General features: G+C 64.6%; 15 protein-coding genes and 2 pseudogenes. 5 read left to right on the forward strand and 12 right to left on the reverse strand.

Annotated elements, in window-relative coordinates; translation table 11 throughout:
- Positions 1-146: 146 nt before the first annotated feature.
- The 4 genes and pseudogenes from D7X32_RS46705 to D7X32_RS13795 all read right to left on the reverse strand — a co-directional run bounded on the left by D7X32_RS46705 (position 147) and on the right by D7X32_RS13795 (position 3,973).
- Positions 147-1,415 carry a tetratricopeptide repeat protein gene (locus D7X32_RS46705; RefSeq protein WP_244238997.1) on the reverse strand — a complete coding sequence of 423 codons (1,269 nt, stop codon included), beginning with the start codon at positions 1,413-1,415 and terminating at the stop codon, positions 147-149.
- Between the two features lie 753 nt (positions 1,416-2,168).
- A pseudogene (locus tag D7X32_RS47830) lies at positions 2,169-2,267 on the reverse strand (zinc-ribbon domain-containing protein); the annotation flags it as partial.
- 9 nt (positions 2,268-2,276) lie between these two features.
- Entirely contained in the window at positions 2,277-2,576 is a 300-nt protein-coding gene (locus tag D7X32_RS13790; RefSeq protein ID WP_244238998.1) for a ComEA family DNA-binding protein, read from the reverse strand.
- A gap of 119 nt (positions 2,577-2,695) precedes the next feature.
- Complete coding sequence (locus D7X32_RS13795; RefSeq protein WP_120603006.1) at positions 2,696-3,973, reverse strand: aspartate kinase; 1,278 nt, start codon at positions 3,971-3,973, stop codon at positions 2,696-2,698.
- Positions 3,974-4,117: 144 nt separating this feature from the next.
- Here D7X32_RS13795 and hutH point away from each other — a divergent pair, with 144 nt between their 5' ends.
- Together hutH and D7X32_RS44965 are read left to right on the forward strand one after the other, a co-directional pair.
- Positions 4,118-5,644 carry a histidine ammonia-lyase gene (gene hutH / locus D7X32_RS13800; protein WP_120603007.1) on the forward strand — a complete coding sequence of 509 codons (1,527 nt, stop codon included), beginning with the start codon at positions 4,118-4,120 and terminating at the stop codon, positions 5,642-5,644.
- 12 nt (positions 5,645-5,656) lie between these two features.
- Positions 5,657-7,219 carry a putative sensor domain DACNV-containing protein gene (locus D7X32_RS44965; protein WP_147450142.1) on the forward strand — a complete coding sequence of 521 codons (1,563 nt, stop codon included), beginning with the start codon at positions 5,657-5,659 and terminating at the stop codon, positions 7,217-7,219.
- Between the two features lie 587 nt (positions 7,220-7,806).
- Here the strand turns inward: D7X32_RS44965 and D7X32_RS13805 are convergent.
- The 7 genes and pseudogenes from D7X32_RS13805 to D7X32_RS47945 all read right to left on the reverse strand — a co-directional run bounded on the left by D7X32_RS13805 (position 7,807) and on the right by D7X32_RS47945 (position 15,479).
- A complete protein-coding gene (locus D7X32_RS13805; protein ID WP_147450143.1) occupies positions 7,807-8,292 on the reverse strand; it encodes a Mov34/MPN/PAD-1 family protein in 486 nt (161 codons plus the stop codon).
- The gene (locus D7X32_RS13810) at positions 8,289-9,995 is read right to left on the reverse strand and encodes a ThiF family adenylyltransferase (RefSeq protein ID WP_120603009.1); all 1,707 of its coding nucleotides are present in this window, start codon (positions 9,993-9,995) and stop codon (positions 8,289-8,291) included. The genes D7X32_RS13805 and D7X32_RS13810 overlap by 4 nt, the downstream gene beginning before the upstream one ends.
- On the reverse strand, positions 9,992-10,975 hold the full coding sequence (locus D7X32_RS44970; protein WP_147450144.1) for a nucleotidyltransferase domain-containing protein: 984 nt from the start codon (positions 10,973-10,975) through the stop codon (positions 9,992-9,994). The genes D7X32_RS13810 and D7X32_RS44970 overlap by 4 nt, the downstream gene beginning before the upstream one ends.
- Before the next feature lie 2 nt (positions 10,976-10,977).
- A complete protein-coding gene (locus D7X32_RS47835; RefSeq protein ID WP_120603010.1) occupies positions 10,978-12,039 on the reverse strand; it encodes a CBASS cGAMP-activated phospholipase in 1,062 nt (353 codons plus the stop codon).
- Positions 12,040-12,275: 236 nt separating this feature from the next.
- A protein-coding gene (locus D7X32_RS13820) for an IS5 family transposase (protein ID WP_120603037.1) occupies positions 12,276-13,107 on the reverse strand; the annotation gives its coding sequence in 2 pieces (ribosomal slippage) (positions 12,276-12,749 and positions 12,751-13,107; 831 coding nt in all).
- Between the two features lie 249 nt (positions 13,108-13,356).
- On the reverse strand, positions 13,357-14,580 hold the full coding sequence (locus D7X32_RS13825; protein WP_120603011.1) for an IS701 family transposase: 1,224 nt from the start codon (positions 14,578-14,580) through the stop codon (positions 13,357-13,359).
- Positions 14,581-14,667: 87 nt separating this feature from the next.
- Positions 14,668-15,479 (reverse strand): annotated as a pseudogene (locus D7X32_RS47945) (IS5 family transposase).
- Positions 15,480-15,575: 96 nt separating this feature from the next.
- Between D7X32_RS47945 and D7X32_RS13835 the strand changes: the two are divergent.
- Positions 15,576-16,748 (forward strand): serine hydrolase domain-containing protein, encoded by a 1,173-nt coding sequence (locus D7X32_RS13835; protein ID WP_120603012.1) that lies wholly within the window; start codon positions 15,576-15,578, stop codon positions 16,746-16,748.
- Between the two features lie 2 nt (positions 16,749-16,750).
- A complete protein-coding gene (locus D7X32_RS13840; RefSeq protein ID WP_120603013.1) occupies positions 16,751-18,136 on the forward strand; it encodes a serine hydrolase domain-containing protein in 1,386 nt (461 codons plus the stop codon).
- A 34-nt stretch (positions 18,137-18,170) separates the two neighbouring features.
- Here the strand turns inward: D7X32_RS13840 and D7X32_RS13845 are convergent, their stop codons facing one another.
- A complete protein-coding gene (locus D7X32_RS13845) occupies positions 18,171-19,220 on the reverse strand; it encodes a hypothetical protein (RefSeq protein ID WP_120603014.1) in 1,050 nt (349 codons plus the stop codon).
- 208 nt (positions 19,221-19,428) lie between these two features.
- Here D7X32_RS13845 and D7X32_RS13850 point away from each other — a divergent pair, with 208 nt between their 5' ends.
- Entirely contained in the window at positions 19,429-24,495 is a 5,067-nt protein-coding gene (locus D7X32_RS13850; protein WP_120603015.1) for a tetratricopeptide repeat protein, read from the forward strand.
- The last annotated feature ends 3 nt before the right edge of the window (positions 24,496-24,498 follow it).

Genomic DNA, 24,498 nt, shown 5'->3' on the forward strand with positions numbered 1-24,498 from the left:
CTCCCAACCCCGAGTCCTCGACGCCCGTGGACTAAGCAAGGCGCATGCCTGAGCATTCAGAGGCACTTCAGGGCGAGGAAGCCGACAAGCCCCCGGGAAGGACTGGAGTTTCTCCAGGGTGATCCGGAGGTGATCCGGTCAACGCTTCAGGGCGAGGCTTCGGAGGTGGGGAGCTGGGCGAGCAGGCGCTTCGCCAGTTCGTGATTGGGGTTGAGCGCCAGCAGCTCGTTCAGCAGCGTCCGGGCCGTGTCCGGGTCGTTCTGCCGGAGCGCCAGGCGGGCCCCCAGCACATAGGCGCGCCGGTAGGTGACATCCTGGCCGCGCAGCGTCCCCAGCTCGTCGGAGATGGTCTTGAGCGTGGTCGCGGGCGAGCCGGAGTTGAGGGCGAACTCGGCACGGGCGAGGACGCTCCAGGACGGAGGGATCTCCACCTGGCGCAGGCGTTCCGCGAGGCCCAGGGCATCGGAGGCACCGGTCACCGCGGCGTAGAGGGCCTGGGCCTTGAGGCGCGCGGCGACGGTGGCGGCGGGCTCCACGTCCGGAGCGACGCGGAGGGCTTCGATCAGCGTATCGAGCGCCTTGCGCCGCTCGGCGATGTCGGTGCGCAGCGGCCGCATCTGGCCCTCGAGCTCGCCCATGTCCGAGCGGAGCGCACGCGCCTGGGCCATCCATTCCGGCGACGACTTCGCGGCGGTGACCTCTTCAACCTGCCGCTTGAGCTGAGTCGCCTGGATTCGAAGCAGGTCGAGCTCCGCGTGCAGGTCCGCCAGTTGGAGGGTGTAGGCCACGGCCAGCTCGGCCTGGGCCTCGGCGTACTTCGGGTGGGCGGTGGCCAGGTCCTTGAGGCTCTGGATGGCCTGTTCGCGCGTAGGAGCATCATCGCGGCGCAGGCTCATCACGGCCGCTTCCTTCTTCGACACGGCCTCCACGGGCATGGCGGCGTTGCGGTCGCGGAAGGCGGGATACGCCAGGTACCCGGCCAGGGCGATGCCCGCGAGCACCGCGAGCACGAGGAGCACCTGGCTCACCGCCGAGGAGCGCCGCGCGCCATCCTCGATGGTCAAGGAGCCGGTGCGGGAGGAGGCACCGAGCAGTTCTGGAGGCAGATCGCCGGAGGGCTTCCGGGGAGGAAGGGGCCGGTCCAGGCCGCCCCCGAGCAGCGACGCGCCGGAAGACGCCGCGGCGGGCTTGGAGGGCTCGGTGCGGGCGAAGGGCGCGTCGTCGTCAGAAAGGGAGACAGTCGCGGTCGGAGCGGAGGCCGCCCAGGGCACGTCGCTGTGGCCATCCGGAACGAGCTTGGGACGTGAGCCGCCAGCCGCCGACCAGGGAGGATCCGAGGGGTCGCCCGAAGGCGAGATGTTCTCGAAGGACCGGGGGGCCGCACGGAGCGCGGAGGGCTCAGAAGGGCCCGACACCGCACCGAACGCCTGCGTGGAACCACTGGCCTCGACCGGGCCCGGCACCGCGCCGAACGCGCGGGTGGAACCGACCGCTTCGGCCACCGGCGAACCCGAAGGGCCCGGCACCGCGCCGAACGCTCGCGTCGCTCCACTGCCCGCATCGGCAGCACCAGGAGCCGCGGGGCCCGGCACCGCGCCGAACGCACGCGTCGCTCCACTGCTCGCGTCGGCAGCACCGGGAGCCGCAGGGCCCGGCACCGCGCCGAACGCACGCGTCGCTCCCCCACCCTCTGCCGCGGGCCCGCGCGATGAAGAGCCAGGCTCCGAGAGACGGAACGAACCCGAGGACGACGCGTTGACAGCGCCGAACGCGCGCGTTGTCGCGCCAGGCGCAGGCACCTGGCCCGCTGACGCCACGGGAGGCCCCCCTACTCCAGGCCCCACTGCCCCGAAGGCACGCGTCGCGCCCATCGCCGCGGGAGGCTGTGCCCCAGACGCCGCGGGAGGCGGCGACGCGACCGGCGCGATGGACGGAGGCGGAGGAATCACGCCGGACGAAGACAAGGCTCCCGAAGCCGGCGTCGGCTGCGGAACGAAGGACCCCGAAGCCGTGGTCGAACCCGCGAACAGGTTCGTGGACTTCAGGCCGGCGCTGCTGTCACCGCCGAAGATCTGCGTGGACGACTGCGTGCCCGTCCGGTCGCCGCCACCCGCGGGAGGAATCTTCGGCGCGGGAGCCATGACCCCGGTGGGCGAAGCCATGAACACGTGGCCACACCGCGTGCACTGCACCGAAGCGCCGCCAGGCGGCAGGAGTCGGGCATCCAGCACGTACTGCATCGAGCATTGCGGGCAGGCGATCTGCACCGGCCGTGCTTACCACACGCTCCCAGTGGCCGCCGCCGCGTCCAGCACGGTGGCTGCCCGGAGGGTCTCCAACTTGGCAGCACCCACGCCGGGCACCGCGTCCACGTCTTCCCAGCTCGCGAACCGGCCCTGCTCCTCGCGGGCGGACACCAGCCGTTTGGCCAGATCGCGGCCCACACCGGGCAACAGGGCCAGCTCGGACTCGGAGGCCGCGTTCAGGTCCAGCTTGAGTCCCAGCGCGAGCGCCTGAGCCCCCGTGGGCACCGTCCCCGCGCCGCAGGTGGCCAAGCCCGACGGGTCCAGCCGCACGGCCTCCGGCGGGCAGTCGAGCGAGGGCCGCGAATCCGGCCACCGCGCCCGGGCCGTGAAGCCCAGGGCGAGCAGCCCCAGCGACAGCGCCGCGAGCGCGGACGTGCGCCCGAACCGCCTCAGGCCTTCTGCCCCTTCAGCGCGTCCACTTCCGACACGGTGGGCGTGGCCGTCACGGGGGGCGGCGCGTCCAGCCCGAAGGCCGTGTGCAGCGCGCGCACCGCCAGCTCCGTGTACTTCGTGTGGATCACGCAGGACGTCTTGATCTCCGACGTGGAGATGAGCTGGATGTTGATGCCCTCCTGGGAGAGCGTCTGGAACATCCGAGCCGCGACGCCCGAGTGGTTGCGCATGCCCACGCCGACGATGGACACCTTGGCGATGGTGTCATCGACCTCGACGCCCGTCGCGCCCACTTCCTGCGCGGCCAGCTTCACGACCTCGTGGGCCTTGGCGAAGTCAGACTTGGCGACGGTGAAGGTGACGTCGGTGCGCCCCTCGCGGGACAGGTTCTGCACGATGAGATCCACCACGATGTGCTTCGCGTCGAGCGCTCCGAAGAGCTTCGCCGCGGCGCCCGGCTGATCCGGCACGCCCACCACGGTGATCTTCGCCTCGTTCCGGTCGTACGCGACCCCTCGAACCAGCACGTCCTCCATGGATGCGTCCTCCTCGCAGACGAGCGTGCCCGGATCCTCGGTGAAGGAAGACTTCACCCACAGGGGCACCTTGTACTTCATGGCGAATTCGACCGAGCGGATCTGCAACACCTTGGCGCCCAGGCTGGCCAGCTCCAGCATCTCCTCGTAGGTGATGCGGTCCAGCTTCTTCGCGGCCGGGCACACGTTGGGGTCGGTGGTGTAGACGCCGTCGACGTCCGTATAGATTTCACACGCGTCGGCCTTGAGCGCAGCGGCCAGCGCGACGCCCGTGGTGTCGGACCCGCCGCGTCCCAGCGTGGTGACGCTGCCCGTCTCGTCCACGCCCTGGAAGCCGGCGACGACGACGATCTTCCCCTGCTTCAGCGCGGCGCGGATCGGCTCCGCGTCGATGCTCTTGATGCGCGCCTTGGAGAAGGTGCTGTCGGTGACGATGCGCACCTGGTGGCCGAGGAAGCTGACGGCCTTGCCGCCCTGCGCCTGGATGGCCATGGCGACGAGCCCGATGGACACCTGTTCGCCGGTGGCGACGACGACATCCTGTTCGCGCTCGTCGGGCCGGTCGGTGATCTGCGCCACCAGTTTGAGCAGGCGGTTGGTCTCACCGGACATGGCGGACACAACCACCACGACGTCATGGCCGGCCTTCTGGGCGGCGAGGCAGCGACGCGCGACGTTCTTCATGCGCTCGGTGTCACCCACCGAGGTACCGCCGTACTTCTGGACGATGAGGGCCACGGGGCTCACGACCTCCCTGCACGGACGGGCGCACGCTATATGGGCGCCGGGGCCCGGGTGTAAAGGGCCTCAACCCTCCCTGCCGCGAATCCGCTAGCGTTCGTGGCCCAACGACTTCAAGCCGCATTCCCGGAGTACCCAGACATGTCCCGCCCCCGCCTCCTCATCGATGGTGACACCCTGAAGCTGGAGGAGATCCTCCAGGTCTCCCGCCACGAAGTCACGGTGGAGCTCGCCCCCGAAGCCGCGAAGCGGGTGCAGGCCTCCCGGACGTTGGTGGACCGGGTGGCCGCAGGGGACACGCCCTCGTACGGCATCAACACGGGTTTCGGCACGCTGGCGGAGGTGCGAATCGACCGGAAGGACCTGCGCGACCTGCAGCGCAACCTCATCCTGTCGCACGCATGTGGCGTGGGGAATCCCCTGCCCCTGCCGGAAGCGCGGGTGCTGCTGCTGCTGCGGTGCAACGTGCTGGCGAAGGGCTTCAGCGGCATCCGGATGGAGACGCTGGGGTTGGCCATCGACATGCTGAACCGGGACGTGGTGCCGGTGGTCCCCGAGCGCGGAAGCGTGGGCGCCTCCGGAGACCTGGCCCCGCTGGCGCACCTGGCGCTGGTATTGATTGGCGAGGGCGAGGCGTTCTTTGAGGGCGTGCGGATGCCGTCGAAGCAGGCGCTGGAGAAGGCGGGCCTGAAGCCGGTGGTGCTGGAGGCGAAGGAAGGCCTGACGCTGATCAACGGCACGCAGGCGATGTGCGCGGTGGGCACGCTGACGCAGCTGCGAGCGGAGCTGCTGGCGGACGTGGCGGACATCGCGGGAGCGATGACAGTGGAGGGCCTGTTGGGCAGCCACAAGCCGTTCCTGCCGGAGATCCACGCGGTGCGTCCGCACGCGGGCCAGAAGGCGGTGGCGGACCACCTGCGCCGGATTCTGAAGGGCAGCGAGCTGGTGGAGACGCACGTCAACTGCAGCAAGGTGCAGGATCCGTACAGCCTCCGGTGCATCCCGCAGGTGCACGGCTCCGCGCGAGAGGGATTGGCGTTCGCGCGTCGCATCCTGGAGGTGGAGGTGAACAGCGGGACGGACAACCCGCTGGTGTTCGCGGACACGGAGAGCATCATCTCCGGAGGCAACTTCCACGGTCAGCCCATCTCGCTGGCGATGGACGTGGTGGCCATGTCGCTGACGCAGCTGTCGAGCATCAGCGAGCGCCGGGTGGAGCAGATGGTGAACCCGAGCCTGTCGGGTCTGCCCGCGTTCCTGGCGAAGAACTCAGGGTTGAACTCCGGGTTCATGATTGCGCAGGTGACGGCGGCGGCCCTGGTGGCGGAGTCGCGCATCTTGAGCCACCCGGCCTCCGTGGACTCCATCCCCTCCTCCGCAGGCCGCGAGGACCACGTGTCCATGGGCATGACGGCGGCGCTGAAGGGCCGTCAGGTGTCGGAGTTCGCGCGTTCGTGTCTGGCGATTGAGGTGTTGGTCGCGGCGCAGGCGCTGGACTTCCGGCAGCCCGTGAAGCCCGGCAAGGGCGTCCTGGCGGCGTACGAACTGGTGCGCAGCAAGGTTCCGCACATGGACCGGGACCGCGAGCTACATCACGACATCACGGCGGTCACTGCGCTGGTGGAGTCCGGGGCAATTCGTGAGGCAGTGCGGTCCGCGACCGCCTAGCTGTCGCTTTGTATGTCCACTCATCAGCGATGGTTTGGAATCGTTAATGAACTTGAAGGGCTGGCCATCCATGGACCAGCCCTTTTCGCAGTGAGCAATCATACATCTGCAAACCAATTTGAACCCGATTTGCTCGGCCATGTCGTCTTGGCGGCCACAATGACGGCCACCGAAGCGCCACCGCCAACCCTGCACTCAGTGGCAAGCGCCAACCATTTCACACGCACACCCAACCAACGCCGCTTTCACAATCAGCAAGCACACAACGCATCCCGGCGCGCCCAGCGCGCAAAATCCAAAACAAGCCACCGACAGCACGCAACAAGAAATGACACAAGCGCACCCGCCACCCAAAACATGAACAGCATCCTATATCCACGCGACCATCTACAGGAAGCCCTAAAACTGCGTGCTCCGACGTGGCTTAAGCAACCAGACCTAGTCAAAGCACTGGGTGACATTCTCGATCTCCTGTTCTTCGCAAGCCTCTCGACAGAAGAAGGTGAGTCTATTCGCGTTCAGGTAGCAATACCGACCGGACACACAATAGAAGACATCTTCGACACTTCGGAATTTCGAGACCCTGGCGAACCACCCCAGCATGCATGGCTGCCGATTCCGATTATCCCACAGCCATTAAACATTGACACGCTCATCAAATTATCAATGGCGACCTCTTTTGGACGCACATCGCTTGTCATCACTCCCGACGAGAGCGCAGGCCTACAGATAACAGGGATTGCCCGGCGCAATCCGAAAACCAATGGAGGGGACGCATTACGCATCTCAGCATCCGCTCCAGGCGCGCTCTCGCTAGTCTTTGGCGATACAGAAATAATGAGGTACGAACGTGGACAGCTAGCCAACCCAGCCCCCAATATATTTTACACAGACGGACTCGTTCGCCAAGCGATCCGCAGCTCCCTAAAAAACCTACTTGCCGACGTAAAAGATCAAATTCTTATGCCTGGCTATATTGGAGATCGAGTATTCGATCGCTTGGTCCGAGGCATGAGCGCGACGGGCCGCGGAGGGCTTATTCTGGTGCACCCCCAGACCGCATTAGACCATGACACAGAGCCACCTAAGTATGGACTTTCCGATCCGAATATTCTCGCCTCGAAGATCCATTCGTATTTTGGGACCAGCAAAACATGGCTCAACACTGTCTTTCGCGAAGAAGACGAAGAATCCAGCGAAGAGAGAGCCCGAGCGCACAATGAACGCGTGCTGGCTGAATCCATTGTGGATGAAATCACCGATGACGTCTCCCGCCTTACCGCAATGGATGGTGCCCTTCTCCTTGGTCCCGACTTGCAGATTTTCGGCGCCGGCTTCAAAGTTTCAAAATCCTACACATTTCCACTTTACGAGGTTTTTGACGTAACCGGCCAATCCGTCGCACCCGAGGCATATTCGCTAGACACACACGGAACGCGACACAGGGCAGCAGCAGCCTTTGTTACCGCAACAGGAGGCCTTGCCTTTATCGCGTCGCAGGATGGCCCTCTAAAGTGCCTCCTCAATGATGGCAATAGAATTCTCTTCTGGAAAATTCGGTTCCCTGACGCGTAGCACATGCATTTGAATTTGTGAATACTGCTCACTAGAGCCGGTTTCAGATTTGAGCCAGCAGGCATGGAGCGAAGACCGGGCGGCAGATCGACCTGGAGAGGATGGCAATATTCGAAGCTGACCGGTAGCCCTGACGAATGAACAGTCCGACTGAGCCGACACATCCCGCGCGGAAGTTGAGGCGAGAGGATCGGCCTGGGCGCACGCCCACACCCTCTCGGCGGTTTGTGACGGCATTCTGTGGGTCCTGCGAACCGGTGCGCAGGGAAGCGAGCTGCTGCGGGAGAAGTAGCCGCCTTCCAAGACGGCCCACACTGACTCCAGTGCTGGGTGCGGGATGGCACCTTCGCGCGGTCCTGCGGGCCTTGTCAAAGGCAGCACAGACTGTTGCGACGAACGACGGAACGAGCGGCGCATACTGCATTGCCTCCCCGCGCGTCTCGACGACACTTGTCGGCCATCCACTTGAGCAACCGGCGGATAGAGGACGTAAAACCCTTCGCCTTCACCGACTCAATCTTGGGCCTTCCGATCAGCAACACAAACACAAACACGGCACCACCCCAAAGACCCGGCAACTACACACTTCACACTGAAATCAACACTAATTGCCGAATAGCCACATGCTGGCGTTCAACCTCCCAAGCGCGCACGGAGACCCTACCAATAATTATAAAAACCAAAAAATCATGCTCGAACACAACCCTCAATGCAATCTGACGCCAGTTTTCAAGATCGACAGTCGAAGGGATGGGGTGATCTTCGGGGTGAGAGTGCCATTCACCCAAATAGTTCAGTGTACCATTGGAAGACGCCCACGCCTCATCGACTAGTCGCTGCGCAGGCAATTTGCTCCGCATGAACCTGAACCTAGCCTGAACGTCACTACTGCTTGGCTCTCCTACTTGATCAACTATCACATTCTCCGAATCGACTATTCTTCGACCGAGTAAAATTCCTCCCGCCTCATGGTCGCGCTCTTTCATCTGCCGGTATCGGCTCAATAACTGAAAGGCGCGCTCCGCAATGGCAACTTGACCTCCATTCGGGCGGCGAAACACAAGCGATGTCACCGTCTACACCTCGGGCACCCAGCATGCTGAGTCACCTCGGCACGCCCGCCTGGGGACATCTGGCGTGCGCGCGAGGAGAGGACAAATTTAGCGGATTGCTGTTCCAAGTTTGGCTCAAACCAAGAAACCAAAATTGACCCACCCATCTCACCCGCAAGGACTCGAATTGAAACACGAGCAGCTTCAATAGCAGCACGCTGCGCATCCAGAGAACCAAAGGGCGTGAAAGTACCAGCACATCCCCCAATCGCGGCAGTGAAGCTTTGTCCTGGCTCATAAAGCGACGCCTTACAATGGAGCCCATAGGCGTCATCCTCGACATACAAGCACCCAAGACAGCCAGCCTTGGATTTTCCATCCACAAGCACGTGACCAGCCACCCCATGGGCCTCCAACCAAACATGAACAAGGCGAGTCTTTTGCCTCACCAACTCGCTCATCCGAAGCTCAAATGAATGGTCGCCAGTCGCAAAAATCACCACATCGTGCTGCTGAATAAGCTCAGGATCTTTTTCAATGGCATCTTCGAAGCGGAACGCATGCGTTTCGATGGCGACATGCGGAAGCCGGGACTGAACAAATGCCTTGAGCGCTTCAACTTTTTGACGGCCGACATAGGCGAGTCCGAGGACATGGCGCATGGCATTTTCAGACCTCAAGTAATCATCATCCACAAGGGTCAAGTGGCCAATTCCAGAATCAACCAAGCACATCGCCAGGTAGCCACCAACTGCGCCACAACCCACAACAAGAACTCGCTTTTGCCTGTAGTTCGCCATTGAGCCGGTCCTGGCTGCCAAGAACTCAGCATCACCTCGTTGAACATCCAATCGCTCCGCCTTCTTCCTCCCATTACATCCAATTGCGATGCCGAGCGGCACCCTACCTAGCCTAAACCCATTAGACGACAAACCCGACTTCAATCGCAGCGCAAAAACAGCATCACTTTGACCATCATTAAAAGAGAATGAAAACAAAAACGTCAACCGCGTCTGCCCGCCAATCAGCCAACGCTCAACCATGGCGCGAGTGGCCCCATCCAGATGTTCGCGAATCAACACACCAACATAGCGAAGATTCGTCTCCATTTCGAACGGAGGGGGTGTAACGGGCGAATTCAGCCGAATAAACCAAGCTGGCTCTACAGCGCCAATCCGAAGCCCAATACGCTCAGCAGCACCACGCAACACGTCGGCCGACTCATCAACCACAAATGCAATTCCAGCTCGCCTGTCTGTCAATTCCGCAACTGCGATCCTCCTGGAACTGCGTCTAGACTCACAGAACGCAAGAACGGTGCGACCAGCAGCTGAAGCCCAATACGCATTAAACTCTTGCTGAAGGTCTCCAGCATTCTCGCCCTGCAGACCTTCAATCAAAGTCCTTCGTGCACGACAGAGCGTTTCCCGCACAAGCGAAGCCGGACGCGTTGCATCGAGAAGCAATCCATTGCTCGCAGCAACACACACCTTTCCATCCCTTTCGACATGAGGGATTTGCTTTCTGAGCTTTGCTCGATCCACCCTTACTATTGGAAGAGCATAGGGAAATCCACGCGGCAAAGAAAGGCGGACTGCAGTAGCGGCACCGCCGATGTCGAGCCCGCCTTCCCACGTAAGCGACTGAGTCGTGGGTTGGAAACCCAACGTTTCCAACTCAGCCTCCGCCTCGGCAAAGGCTGAGTCCACATCAACTCGTCTCATGCAGATGAACTCGAGGTGATAATTGCCGGAGCCTGGGTCTTCTTGCCAGTCGCATCTGGTGGCGGCACCGGGAAATCGTCACCGAATATCGGAACCAGCAACTCACAGGCTTTCGTTGGATCAACCTCTCGTTCCGATGCCTCAAGCGCATTCTTCATCACCCGAAAGCGCTCGATAAGCGCCTCCATATGCTCATCGCTCAACTTGGCAAACATGTCTTCATATTCAGGTGACGGCTTTTTCGCCACCACCCGTGTCTGCCCAGTTACAAATGAGGCAATCCCCATTAGGGCGGCTCGATCATCCGGCTTGCCATCCCAACTCATCGTCTTTGCGAGTTGAGCAATCGAGAGCAAAGTAAATGCAAGTCCCGAAGGCTTTGCCTCGGACTCCTCCGGCAATTGAACATCATCCCAGCGTTTCAGACATCTAATCACTCGCCGAAGCTGAGTGGTTTGAGTACTTCCTTCGGTATCTACAAAAGTATCTTGGGCATCATCCACATATTTAAGGAGTTTCGGTGGGTCGGCGGCGATCCAACCCTTGGATGAGTGCGCGAGTCGAAACTGCTCAGCCTCGGCGTCGTCCGTCCACCACGCATACGGCACAAGATCAACGTGGAAGCCCTTAGCGTATCCAACGCGAATACATGGGCCTTTGGATTCGACGTTATCCGTATGGCTCTTGACTGCCTCAAAAACCCATTCACGAACCGTAGTCGCATCATACTCTTCCGCATTGAATTTGAACCGCATCCCGACGTCGATGTCGTATTCCTTTTCTCCAATAGGCTTCACGCCAGTGCGCATGATGTAGCTACCCTGCATCAATCGCAGGAAAGAAGGCCGCTTTGCCTCAGAGAGCGACTTTTCAATTTTCCCAAGAATGATGTCGCGCTTGTCGCGGAGTTCTTTGTTGGTTTCATAATCAGTGCGAATGGTCTCGTGAAAGCCTTCAAATTGCTTTTGGATATTCGCCATGACTATTGCCCTCGCGTACTCAATAAAAACTTCACTCGCCCCCGGAACTCGTTCTGCGAAGCTGCTGTCGTTCCGATTGAGATGAGATCCTGGGTTGCCCCAGCATCGGCAACATCCAGTCCAAGGTGTGGATAGGTTGGCAGGTCAGAACGAATGTATGCTCCGACCCTTTCGTCGCTGTCCCCTGCTCCGAGCCCTAGCATTACGCGTGTAACTGCCGAATGCGTAAGCTTCATAGCTGAACCAATAAACAACTCGGCCAAACTAGGTCCCCAACCAAAGATTCCTCGGCTCAACCTATAGCGCTCAAGACGACTGGGTGGCCTGGTGCGTTCTGCAGTGCTACGTGGGTCGCGGGGCGTAGAGATTGACAAAATCTGAAGCTCTGAAGGACGGCGCCCAAGGTATCCAACGCCCTCTGTGAATGCGAGCAGAGTCGGATTGTTCGCATACACCCCTCCGTCAATAAACTGCTCAACGGCACCGGAAGTAGGTGATGCGATGGTAGCAATCGGGAGATACGTCGGCGCTGCGGAAGTTGCGAGAGCGATGTCACGAACACGGTAGCCGCTATCTCGCGTCAGTTCCGAGGAGTGGTCGGTTTTGAAAATACGCGGTGTTCCACTGGTAAGACAGAAGGCGGGAACAACCACGTACTTTCCACGTGCTTTTATGTCCCCCAACGTTGCATCACCGAAAGCCCCCAAGAGGGCCTCTTTTAATTTAGCATTAGAGTAGCGAGCAAAGAGCAATCCACGCAAAGCACGTAGGGCGCGCGAACCAGGGAACTTATTGCTGAACACCTCTGTGCCCAAGCGCTTGTAGAGGTCGACGATTTCCGAAGCCGATTTTCCGTGAGCAAGAGCTAGAGCAATGATCCCACCTGTGCTCGTGCCGCAAAAGAGATCGAATTCGTCGGCGATCTTGATAGCGAAGTGGCGCTCAAGTTCGGCCAGGAAGCTGGCCGTAGCGAGCCCGAGGTAGCCACCTCCGTCAAGGCAGATTGTGCGTAGTGGTTTCGATGACGGTACGTTTAACGCGCTGCCGTTGGAATTTAGCCCCATTTCAGCGAAACAGTAGTGGAGCTGCTCGGCGTGATCAAGATCGAACGTTCGGGGAAAAAGGACACCGTCGCATTGGGACCTGTGTCGTTTGAAGCGAATGTGGCCAGATGATGATGTCAAGCGCGAGCTGAAGGTTCGACTTGTGTGGGACTTCACGCCTCTCCCATCTGACCAGCGGTACCATCAGCAGTTGAGCCAGTAATATCTTCGATTGCCAACCCGTCGTAGCTAAGAGCTTATTTCGGTAGGAGCGAGTGGAACCACGTGATGATGCCCAGCGCGAAGTGCAGCATCGCGACGTAGGTGTCCTCTCGCTTCTCCCAGCGCACCAGTAATCGGCGGAAGCGGTTGAGCCAGGAGTGGGTCCGCTCCACCATCCAGCGAGGCGAAGGACGTCGCCGCCGAGACAGCTTGGGGCTTCGCGGTCCGCCTCGTTTGGGAGCTTTGAGCGTGAGGCCATACTCCTGGGCCAGTTCACGCACGGGCCTGAAGGCATACCCCAGGTCGACGCACAGCGTTTGCCTACGGCTCCGACTCGGCAAAGGACGTCGGACCGGAATGGACTCAAGCGTGGCTCGCGCCAGCTTGAAGTCGTTCGTGTTGGCGCCAGCGACCACGAGGCCGAGGGGGACGCCACGCGAGTCGGTCAGCAGGCTTCTCTTGGTGCCCCGCTTCGCTCTGTCCGTGGGGTTGGGGCCGGTTTTTTCCCCCACCCAGCGGCGCCTTGCCCTGGGTTCCATCCAACGCGAGCCATCTCCAATCAATTCTGGCCAGGCCGTAGTAGGCCAGAAGCCCCTGGCGCCAGAATTCGCGGAAGACGCCCGCGGCCAACCACTCCCGGAAGCGTCGATAGGCGGACGACGGATGGCACAAGCCGGTGGCCTTCAGCGCGCCCCACTGCATGCCCGTGCGCAACACCAGGAGGATTCCATCCAGGGCCTGCCTGTCGGGCACGCGGGGATTGTGACAGCCCAGCGGGTGCTCCGGCCGAGCCGGCAGGAGCGGCTTGATGCGCCGCCACAACTCGTCTGGCACCCGCCAGCCGTCGTCCTTCTTCACGACCCCCATGGGCTCGTCCTCCTGCCTCTTCAACCCAGCAGGTGGCCAGCCTTCTTCCCTACCGAAATAGGCTCTAATCCTACAGCTGTAGTTTGAATCTCGTCTCCCGGGCTCTGTAATGGCACTGCATGGCGACGGCTTGGTGGTGGCGTCGCCAGCGACTCCACGCCAGGACATGCGCCAGTGGAGTCACCGCACGTTGCAGAAGCGCTACCAGGAGCCCCCGCACTTCCTGGACGGAGTAGCGGACAAGGGCAGTCAGTGAAGGCCGCGCCGGGCGAGAAACGCGCGCATGGGGTTTCTTCGCGACGGCAGGCCAAGGGATTTTGGGGGCAGGCCCTCCTGGGGTTGCAGGTTCGCCATGGCACGTGCGGCGGCCAGGAGGACATGGGCCACGAGGCACAGCGTCATGTGCCGGTGCCAGGCCGTCCAGGTGCGTACCTCGTAGTCCGCCAGGCCCACTTCTCCCTTGGCAGATTCGAAGTCCTCCTCCACGGCCCACCGACTGCCTGCGGCCTGCACCAGCGACGCCAGCGAGGCATTGCGCCGGGCATGAGCGATGTAGAAAGCCACCTTGCCGTCCGCGAGGCTTCGGCGAAAGAGTAGCCAGCGTGACAGTCCCAGGTGCCGGTTGAGCCGCATGCGAGCCCAGTCGTAGAGACGCAGGCCCTTGGTGCCTGTGCCTGCGGAGAGACGTACCCAGGCTTCCGGACGCACTTCTTCCACCATGTCGCCCGGCTTCACCTGGTAGAAGCCACGCCAGACGTGCGTGTTGGAAGCCACCGCCAGCACGTAGGGCTGGTGCAAGTCTTCGAGAAATCGCCGCAGCGTGGTGTCGCGGCCGTAGACTTCATCTCCCACCACCCACGCGGGCTTCAGTCCCGCGCCTAGCGCCCGTTGCAGCATGCCTTGCGCGAGGGCCGGTTTGGACTCGAAGCCCACCTCGTCCGGAATGCCTCCCGCTTCGCGACGAGCACTGTCCTCGGTCCACGGCTCTGGCAGGTACAGCTCCCGGTCCACCAGTGCATGCCCGCGAGGTGTCACATACGAGAGGAAGACGCCCACCTGCGCGTTCTCCACCTTGCCCGCGGTGCCCGTGTACTGGCGCGCCACGCCCACGGACTTCTCTCCCTTCTTCAGGAAGCCCGTCTCGTCCACTGCGAGAATACCGCCTTCGCCCAGTGCCCTGCGTGCGTACTCCAGCACGTCGTCGCGCACCGCATCCGCGTCCCACTTCGCACGCAGCAGCAGGTGCTGGAAGGCATAGGGCGCTCGATGCCCCGCATCCTCCGAAAGGCCCCACATATTCTTGCGCTGCGCCCGCCCCAGGAGTGCCTTCACGTACTCGACTGCGGTGGCATGCGCCTCGCGCCTGCGGAAGTGCGGCTGCAGCCAGGTGCCTACCGCCTCCAGCTCCGTCACGAGACGGCCAACCAGCCGGACTTCCGGTGCCTGCGCTTCTGTGGCCGATGGCTGCTGCATGGGAAGTCTCGCTCCTCCCCCTCTTGTTTCTTCAACAGGAGGAGGACTGCGGGACCTTCCAAACTACAGCTGTAGGACTAACAGCTACTAACAAATGCGAGGACAGAGGCGGCGGAGGAGCATGACGCAGCAGCCGAGGACGAGGAAGCCGAAGTGAACGTCGTCCCTGCGCTCGTCGCGGACTCGAAGTCGGCGCAGCTGGATCTTCCAAGCCAGGTGCGCTCCACGCCCCCGCGGTAGTGTCCGAGCCTTTCCTTTGGACTCGACGCTCGGGCGCGCGATGCGGGCGGCAATGCCGCGCAGGCGAAGTCCACTGCGGTTCTTCCTGGAGGCTTAGGCCTTGTCACCGTGGAGTTTCCTCGGGCGAAAGCGGCGCTGCTCCGAAGGCATCCGCACCGAGGGCACGGAGTCGACGAGGGGGGAAGAGTTCGTGCGTGTCGTGCACGTTGGCTGCCGTCACCGACTCGGTCAGCGGCAGGCCGTGGGCCTCTACGAGAAGATGATGCTTGCTACCCGCCTTCGCTCTGTCCGTCGGGCTTGGGCCCGTGAGGGCCTCCTTTTTGACGCCCGCACGGACGAGGAGTCGATGGAGGCGCGGGAGAGGTCTACTTTGCCGCGCAGCCCGAACTCCTCCAGCAGTCGCTTCTGGAGCTTTTCCCACACACCTGCGCGGGTCCACTCCTCCAGCCTGCGCCAAGCCGTCATGCCCGACAAGCCGAACTGCTTGCGAGGCAGCACCTCCCACGGGATGCCGCTTCGGAGCACGAAGACGATGGCCTCCAGCGCCGCCGGTCATCCGCCCGAGGACGGCCCAGCTTCCTCTTGGGCCGAGGTGGAGGAAGCAGCGGCGCCACGCGCTGCCAAAAAGGCGTCGGGAACGAGCTCGCGGACCATGCCACTCGAGCTGGAGACGGCCCTTGCTACTGGCCAGTCCGGTCCGCACTTTCGTTAGGCGTTGTTGACCCGCGTGGCTCTCCACTCGGGACTCCGATTTCATGCAATCGGCGTCGCCACCAGACGTACGCGGGATTCGACTGACCGTCAGCAGCTCCCATTCATCGAGGCACTTCTTGTCCGTGACCCACTTCAACGTGACTTGCCTGGGGCTGCTTGTCAGCCTCTTCGTCGCTCTTCCTGCGAATGCGGAGGACCGGCCCAGGGAGCAGGTCCATCAGTTCGTAGCCGACTCGCACTTCAATGGCGTCGTCCTGGTCGGGAAAGGCGGGCGTGCGGAATACGTCGAAGCGTTCGGCGGCATGGACGCGGATGCGAAGAAGCCGCTCCAGCGCACCAGCCGCTTCTTCGTGGGCTCCGTGAGCAAGTGGCTCACGTCCATCGCCGTTCTGCGCTTGGTCGACGAAGGAAAGCTGGCGCTCGACGAGCCCATCCTCACGTATCTGCCGGAGTACCGCGCGGACACAGGGAAGCAGCTCACCCTGCGCCACCTGATCAGCCATGGCAGCGGCCTGCCCAATGGCCTCATTGACGCGGCCAAGAAGGACCCCAGCATCGAAAGTGAAACGCGTCCCCAGGCTGAAGCCGTGACGCGGTATGCGAGCGGCGACTTGGCGTTCACGCCTGGCACCCGCTTTGACTACAACCTCTCGAATTGGATTCTCGTGCAGGCCATCCTGGAGCGCGTCTCCGGGCAGTCCTACGCACAGCTCGTCCAGCGGCTCGTGTTCAAGCCCTTGCGCATGACTGACAGCGGCATCGCGGCGGGCGAAGCAGGGACCATTCCGAACCTCGCCCTGGGATACCGGTCGCTGGAGCCGAAGGTCGAGCGTCGAGTCTACACCCTGCCGAACTACCTCGTGACCGCCGGCGGCTTCTACAGCACTGCCGATGACATGCTGCGACTGAACCACGGTGTGCTCTCGGGGAAGCTTCTGTCGCCCGCGTCCAGGAAGGCACTGCTGACCATCGAGCGTCCCGAGTCCGCCTACGCCCTGGGCGGCCGCGTCCGGACCTTCGAAGCCAAGGGACTGGCCGCCCAGACCGTCGCGACGAATGACGGGACGAGCGGTGCCTATCGCACCGTCTCCTGGCGCGTACTCGACGACGGCCGCACCGTCATCCTCCTGAGCAACCTGCGGCCAGATGACGCGAAGCTCTTCGCCTTCACGGAATCGCTCCTGGGCCTTCCGAGCGGACAGCGCGAGAACTAATCATGAACATTCAACGATGGGGCCTGCTGGTTCTCCTGGGATGGACGCAGCTGGCCTGGGGCGCGCCCGACAAGGTGGATGCGTTCCTTCGCGCGGAGATGGCTCGCAATCACATCCCTGGTGCCGCGGTCGCGGTGGTTCGTGATGGCAAGGTCATCAAGCTCGCGTCCTACGGCACGGCGAACCTGGAATGGAAAGCTCCCGCGAGTCCTCGCACGGCGTTCCAAATTGCCTCTGGAACCAAGATGTTCACGGCGGTGCTGCTGATGGACCTCGTGGGCCAGGGCAAGCTCAAGCTCGATGACCGCATCTGCCAATACCTCGCGGACTGTCCTGCTGCATGGAAGGACATCACGGTCCTTCAGCTCGCGAGCCACACCTCAGGGATGAAGCCCGGGCCAGTGAACGCCGACGTCTCCAGCGTCGCGGTCGCCGTCGACGCGGCGAAGAAGGTCCCGCTCGCCGCAGCACCAGGCGAGAAAGCCGCTTATGGGTCTGACGACTTCGTCCTCCTCACCCACATCCTGGAGAAGGTGGGCGGTGCGCCCTACCAACAGCTCCTGCGCGACCACATCTTCACGCCCCTGGGCATGCCGAACAGCGGCTTCGACCAGGCCACTCTCACTGAGGAGGACATTGTCCTGACCAGTGACGTGGTCCCTGAACGGTCGGCGACCTATCAGTGGCGCACCGACCACCAGCAGCAATACTGGTTCGTGTACCCGCATTACACGCTGGCGGCCGGTGGCCTGTTCTCCACTGTGACGGACATGTCCAGGTTCGTTGCCGCAATGATGAGCGACAAGCTTCTGAAGCCAGAACTGCGCTCCGCCATGTGGACGCCGCCCGTGCTCAAGAACGGCAAGCCCAGCAGCTTCGCGGTGGGCTGGACCGTGGGCCGTTATCGGGGACGCCCCGAAGTGGGCCACAGCGGCGGTCCGGCACTCTCCGACACGGTCTACTACCCGGATGACAAGCTGGCCGTGGTGGTGCTGACGAATCAGCGGAAGCTGGTCCCTACCCTCGCCCACGGTGTGGCGAATTTCTACCTGTCGCCCCCGCCCTTCCTGAACGAGCCCGGCATCCCCGACGCTACGCCCGAGCGGACGCAGTCCTTGAAACAGCTCCTGCCCGCACTGATCCAGGGCAAGGCGGAAGCCCGTCACTTCACCGGGACCGCGAAGGACGAGCTCGCGGACTTGAACGAGTGGTTCCGCATGAAGCTCGGCGGAATGCCTCCGCTGAGCCGCTGGATTCTCCTGGAGGACTCCACGGACCACCTGTCACGGACCTACCGTGCCGTGTTCGGCAAGGACGTGACGCAGCGATGGAAGGTCCGCTTCGATTCGGCGGGGTTGCTCTCGGAACTCGACGTGGCGGACGAATAGGCCGCGCCCGACCACTCCCCGCCCCACCCATGCCTTATCGCGCCGAAGCCTCGTCCGCGCTCACCCAGACGTGATGTTCGACCTTGGACCAGTTCTTCTGGGCCGCGGGTGACAGCGTCGCGTACCCCGGCCTCGAGCTCTCCTTCAGGTAGTGCTGGTACGCCTCCTGCGCCGTCGCTCCGTAGCCCAGGACGTACGCGTACATGAACATGTCGGTGGAGAAGTTGTACTGATCCGCGTTGTCTGGGTGCTCGTACATGGTCGCGAGCAGCACACCGCCGCCCTTCGGGATGTGCGGTTCCACGCGCGGGAGGATCTTGTCCAGCGCCTCCTCCATCCGCTTGGAATTGACGGCGGTGACCAACCCGCTCATCACCCACCCCACCACGGCTCCGCTCCACTCGTAGGACTTCGGCCCGGTGAACACGCGGACACCCGTCCCTGCCGGTTGGATCGTCACGGATGTCACCCGCAGCTTCCGCTGCGGCACCAGCGGCTTCACCGCCACTTCGTTACGGGGCTGCGTCAGGGGCACTGGCTGGGCCAACGGGGGCAGGGGCTTCGTGACTCCCACCAGCCGCGAACCGCCCAGGATGGCCTGCCCCGGCTTCTGGCGCTCCGCGTACCCCTGTGACGGCTTGAAGGACACGTGCCGCAGCTTCCGCTCCTGCACGTCGTCCGCGTAGCGGATCTCCGGCGGCTGCATCGCGTACCCGGCCTTCACGTTCTCCTGGTGCACCTGCCCCATCAGCTTCTCCACCGTGCCGCTGCCCTTGTTGATGCTCCCGTCCACCAACGCCAACCGCACGTACCCGTAGCCGTACCGCGTGCCTCGATCCTTCGAGTACACGTGGTCCACGTCGTACCCCGTGGGCACCGTGCCGAACGCGCTCACCCAGGCAGTGCGGTAGTTCGAATAGGACGGGTTCACCCACAGCTGCAGGTCCCCTCCGTAGCCTCGCACCACGAGCACGTCCTTGGCCTGGTAGCGGCCCAGCGACTCGCAGTGGCCGATGTACTTCGCCAGGGCCGCCTGATCCTTCGCGGCGATGGGGATTCGGGGGTCGGTCTGGGGTGGACTCACTGGGAGTGAAGAGCCAAACACAGCCCTCCGCGCCGGGGCAACACGGCGTCCGGTGAATCTTCGACAAGCAAGCCATCCGCCCGTCCGCCTGCCTCCCCTGCACTCAAATCGCCAGGAAAGACGGGAAGTTGAGGGGCCAGCCGAGCGCGTGGTACGAACTCCCGTTCAGTCTCCCCCCTCAAATCCAAAGTGCCTGGAGCCGGCTTCCATGAGCGAGCGCAATGACGTCACGCGGCCTTCGTCCCCCGCATCGGTGCCTCCCCCCGGGGCCCCGGAGGCTGGCGCGGTCCAGGCACTCGCACAGAACGTGACCACCCTGCCCGCCGCCGTTCCCCAGGCCAGCGCCGAGGACGATGCCCGCGAGCGCATCGCTTCCATGGAGCGCGAGGCCAAGGCGCTCGCCACCACCGAGCCCCAGACGGCCGCCCTCCTCTTCCATGAGGTCGGTCTGCTCTGGGAAGAACCGCTCAAGAATCCTCGCAACGCCGCCGTCGCGTTCCAGAACGCGTACAAGCTGGCGCCTCGATTCCTCGCGAACATCCGCGCCGCTCGCCGCCTCTTCGCCGACGTCGGCAACTGGCAGATGGTCGTGCAGCTCATCGACGCGGAGCTCATCGCCTCCGACGACGCTCGCCAGCAGGCCTCCCTCCTCTTCGAGAAGGGGCAGATCCTCGAGGAGCGCCTGTCCCGCGACAACGACGCCGCGGATGCCCTGCGCCAGGCCCTGGACCGCAAGCCCACCGACGTCACCCTCCTCACCCAGCTCGAGTCCGTCTACGCCTCGCGCAACGACGCGGGCGCGCTGGTGGAGATCTACCGGCTGCTCGCCGCCGCCGTCGTCCCTCCGTCCCTTCGCGCCCACTACCTCACCTCCGCGGGCATGGTCCTGGAGGAGCGCCTCAAGCAGAAGGAGGCCGCCGCCGCGGCGTTCCGCGAGGCCTTCGCGCTCGACCGCTCCGACCCGCTGCTCCAGGCCGCCGTCAAGCGCGTCGCCGAGCGCGAGGGCCGCACCGACGAGCTCCTCTCCGCCCTCCTCTCCGAGGCCGAGGGCCAGGGCTCCCAGGGCGCTCCCGCCTACCTCCACATCGCCAAGGTCCATGACCGCCTGGGCCGCAAGGACGATGCCCTGTCCGCGCTGCTCGCCGCTCGCCGCGTGAGCCCGCATGAGCCGCTCGTCCTCAGCGCGCTCGCCGGCATCTACGAGACCCAAGGGCGCTTCGAGGAGCTGGCCGACGTGCTGCTCGCGTGGGTGGGCTCCATCAACGACGAGAGCGAACTCGTCGCCATCAACCTGCGCCTCGCCGCGCTGTACGAGGACGACCTCAAGCGCGACCAGGAGGCCGCCGCCCGCTACCAGGCCATCCTCGCCCGCATCCCCAGCCATGCCGCCGCGCTCGCGGGCCTGGGCAAGCTGTCGTACCGGATGAAGAACTGGGAAGGCCTCGTCGCCGTCTTCGACGCGGAGGTCACCGCCGCCGAGGACGCCAAGGGCAAGGCCGCGCGCATGTACAAGGCGGCTGAGATTCTGGAAGAGCGCCTGGGCCGCCAGGAGGACGCCATCGCGCGCTACAACGCGTGCCTCCAGCTCCAGCCCGGCTACCTCCCCGCGCAGAAGGCCCTCACCCGCCTCTACGAGCGCCAGGGCCGCTTCGCCGAGCTCGTGTCGATGTTCGAGCAGGACCTGCTCCAGACGTCCGACCGTGATCAGGTCATCACCACGCTCAACAAGATGGCGGTCATCTACGAGGACCGCCTGGGTGACCTGGACCACGCCATCGAGTGCATGAAGCGCATCCTCGACCTGGCGTCGGATCACCTGCCCACGCTGCGCAACCTGGCCCGCCTCTACGAGCGCGCCGGTCGCTATCGTGAGCTGCTGGAGACCAACGACCTGGAGGCGTCGTTCGCCGGGGACACCAAGCAGGTCCTGTCGCTGCTCCACCGCAACGCGGAGATCCTCGACGAGCACCTGAAGGACCGCGTGGGCGCCATCACCGCGTATGAGCGTGTGCTCGCGCTGTCGCCGTCGTACCTGCCCGCGCTCAAGGCCCTGGGCCGGCTGTACGCGCAGGACAGCCGCTGGGAGAAGCTCATCGACATGTACCGCGCGGAGTCGGAGATCTCTCCCTCCACCGACGCGGCCGCCGCGCTCATCTACAAGATTGGCGAGCTGTACGAGCACCGCCTCAAGCAGGAGAACGAGGCGCTGGCGTCGTACCAGGAGGCGCTGATGCTGGCGCCCAGCTACTTCCCGGCGCTGCGCGCGCTGGCCCGCATCCACCGGGCCCACGAGGCGTGGGAGCCCCTGGTGGAGGTGCTGCGCGCGGACGCCGCCAACCGCACCGACCCGCTGGAGCGCGCCAACGCGCTCTACCAGGCCGCCGCCATCTGGGAGGACCAGCTGGGCCGCCCGGAGCTGGCCATCGACGGCTATCAGGAAGTGCTGCGCCTCACGCCGGGCCACGCCGCCACGCTGCGCGCGCTGGAGCGCCTGTACGTCGCGCAGGACAACGTGAAGGAGCTGGTCTCCATCCTCGACCGCGAGACGCAGGTGGGCCAGACGCCCGCGGCCAAGGTGACCGCGTACCTCAAGCTCGCGCGGCTGTACCTGGACCGCTTCCAGGAGCCGTCCCGCGCCGCGCAGTGCTGCGAGTCCGTGCTGGGCCTGGAGCCCGGCAACCTCTCCGCCCTCACGATGCTGGAGCGCATCCGCGTGTCGGACCGCCCCCGCCGCGCGGAGCTGCGCGCCCGCATCGCCGAGCGCGTCACCGACCCGCGCCTGTCCAGCGCCCTGCGCCTCTTGGCCGCAGCGGATCAGGAGAAGGGCCCGCCCACCGAGCGCACCCTGGAGGTCTACCAGCGCGCGTTCGACGCGGACCCCTCCGACGCGCGCCTCGCCTTCGGCCTGGAGCGCGTGCTGCGCCAGATTGGTGACACCGCCGGCCTGTCGCGCATGTACGCCATGCGGCTGGCCATCACCACCGACGCCACGGAGGCGCTGGAGCTGCTCCTGCGCGCCGCCGAGCTGGCGGAGAAGAACCCCGACCTGGAGCCCGCCGCCGCCCTCTACCGGCAGGCGCTGGAGCTCCAGTCGCAGTGCCTCCCCGCGCTCCAGGGCGCGCGCCGCGTGGCCCTGCGCCGGGGCGACTTCGCCACCGCCCGCGCCATGATGGAGACCGAGGCCCGCGCGAGCCGCGACACCAAGAGCGCCATCGAAGGCTTCGTCGCCGCCGCGAAGCTCGCGGCCCAGAAGCTCAATGATCCGGACGGCGCCTCGGCCCTCTACCGGCTGGCGCTGGAGCGCGACCCGCTGCACCCGGGCGCGGCCACCGGCCTGGAGGAGCTGCTCGCGCAGCGCGGCGGCTCCTCCGACCTCGCGGCCCTGCACGAGCGGCGCGCGGAGGCACGGCTCGCGCAGCGTGATGTGGAGGCCGCCGCGGCGGCGTATGTCACCGCGGCCCGGCTGCACAACGTGGCCCTGGGGGACAGGGCCCGCGCGCTCGCGGTGCTGGAGAAGGCCCTGGCGGCCCGGCCCGGCTTCCCCGACGCGCTGGAGACTCGCGGCCTGCTCCTCCTGGAGGCGCAGCAGTACGCGGAGGCCGCGCAGATGCTCGGCCAGCGCGTGCAGCAGGGCGGCGACCCTCGCGTGCTCGCGCAGCACCACCTGACGCTGGGCGCGCTCTACCAGCAGCACCTCAACGACCCGGGCCGCGCGGCCGCGCACCTCCAGACGGCGCTGGCCACCCTGCCCCGCCACCCGGAGGCGCTGGAGCGGCTGGCCACGGTGTACGCGCAGGGCCGCAACTTCGGCGGCGCGGTGGACTGCCTGCGGCGGCTGTTGGATCAGGACCTGCCCAACGACGCCCGCGCGCGCTTCACCGTGGAGCTGGCGCGCATCCACGACGAGGGCCTGGGCGACGTCGCCTCCGCCACGGCGCTCTACAAGAAGGCGCTGGAGCTGACGCCGGGCGAGCCCGCGCTGGTGGACCGGCTGGTGGTCCTCTACGAGCGCCAGCGCAACCTGCCGGAGCTGGCGCAGATGCTGGAGGCCCAGGCTGCCGCCACGGCGTCCACGGACGTCAAGCGCGCCGTGGCCCTGCGCATCCGCGTGGCGGGCTTCTACGCGGGCCCGCTGGCGGAGCCTGCTCGCGCCACCGTCATCTACCGGCAGATCGTGGAGCAGGACTCGCAGAACCTCCAGGCCCGCGCCGCGCTGGCGGAGCTGTATGGCCGCGACATGGCCAGCTACCCGCTCGCCATCGAGGAGCACCGGCAGCTGCTGCGCCTGGACCCCGCGCGCCTGGAGAGCCTGCATGCGCTGTTCAAGCTCTGGGATGCCCAGAAGCAGCAGGACAAGGCATTCGCCGTCGCCGCGGTGCTGACGTTCCTGCGCGCCACCAACGAGGTGGAGCAGGCCTTCTACTCGGAGGCCCGCGTCCGGCAGCCGCAGGAGCCGCGTGAAGCCCTGACTCCCAATGACGTGGACACCGTCCTCCTGCACCCGGCCGCGCGCGGCCCGCTGACGGAGCTCCTGCGCGCCATGGGCGAGCACCTGGGCAAGGTCTACCCGCCGCAGTTCGAGATGCTCGGCGTCAACCCGAAGACGGACAAGCTCAAGCCGGACTCGGCCGTGTTCAAGGCCGTGCGCGCGGTGGCGCAGACCTTCGGCGTGGAGGAGTTCGAGGTCTACCTCGCCCGGCGCGGCATGCTGCAGTTGGAGACGACGGAGCCCCTGTCCCTGTGCGTGGGCCAGGACGTCGTGCGCCGCTTCAATGCCCGCGAGCAGAAGTTCCTCATCGGCAAGGCGGTGCTGGGCCTGCTCAACAAGACGGCCGTCCTCGCCAAGACGTCCCAGGGCGAGACGGTGGACCTGTTCGGCAACGCCATCCGCGTCCACGTGCAGCAGTTCAACGGCCTGGGCCGGCGCAACGACGAGACGACCAAGCAGCTCAAGAAGGCCTTCAACCGCAAGGCGATGAAGGCCTCGGAAGGCCCCGCGCAGACGCTGTCCGAGCAGCCGAAGATCGACGTGGCCTCGGTGGTGGACGCGCTCGGCTTCTCCGCGGACCGCGCGGGTCTGCTGGTGTGCGGAGACCCGTCCGTGGGCCTCACCATGGTGCTGCGCGAGGATCCGAACGTGGTGGCCAACAAGCAGGAGAGCACCGACACCCTCCTCCAGGCGGTGCGCGAGCGCGCGGACCTGAAGGCCCTGCTGACGTGGCTGCTCACGGACGACTTCTTCCGGCTGCGCCAGCGGCTGGGCCTGTCGCTGTAGCCG

The sequence above is a fragment of the Corallococcus carmarthensis genome (assembly GCF_003611695.1).
GTDB classification, from domain to species: domain Bacteria; phylum Myxococcota; class Myxococcia; order Myxococcales; family Myxococcaceae; genus Corallococcus; species Corallococcus carmarthensis.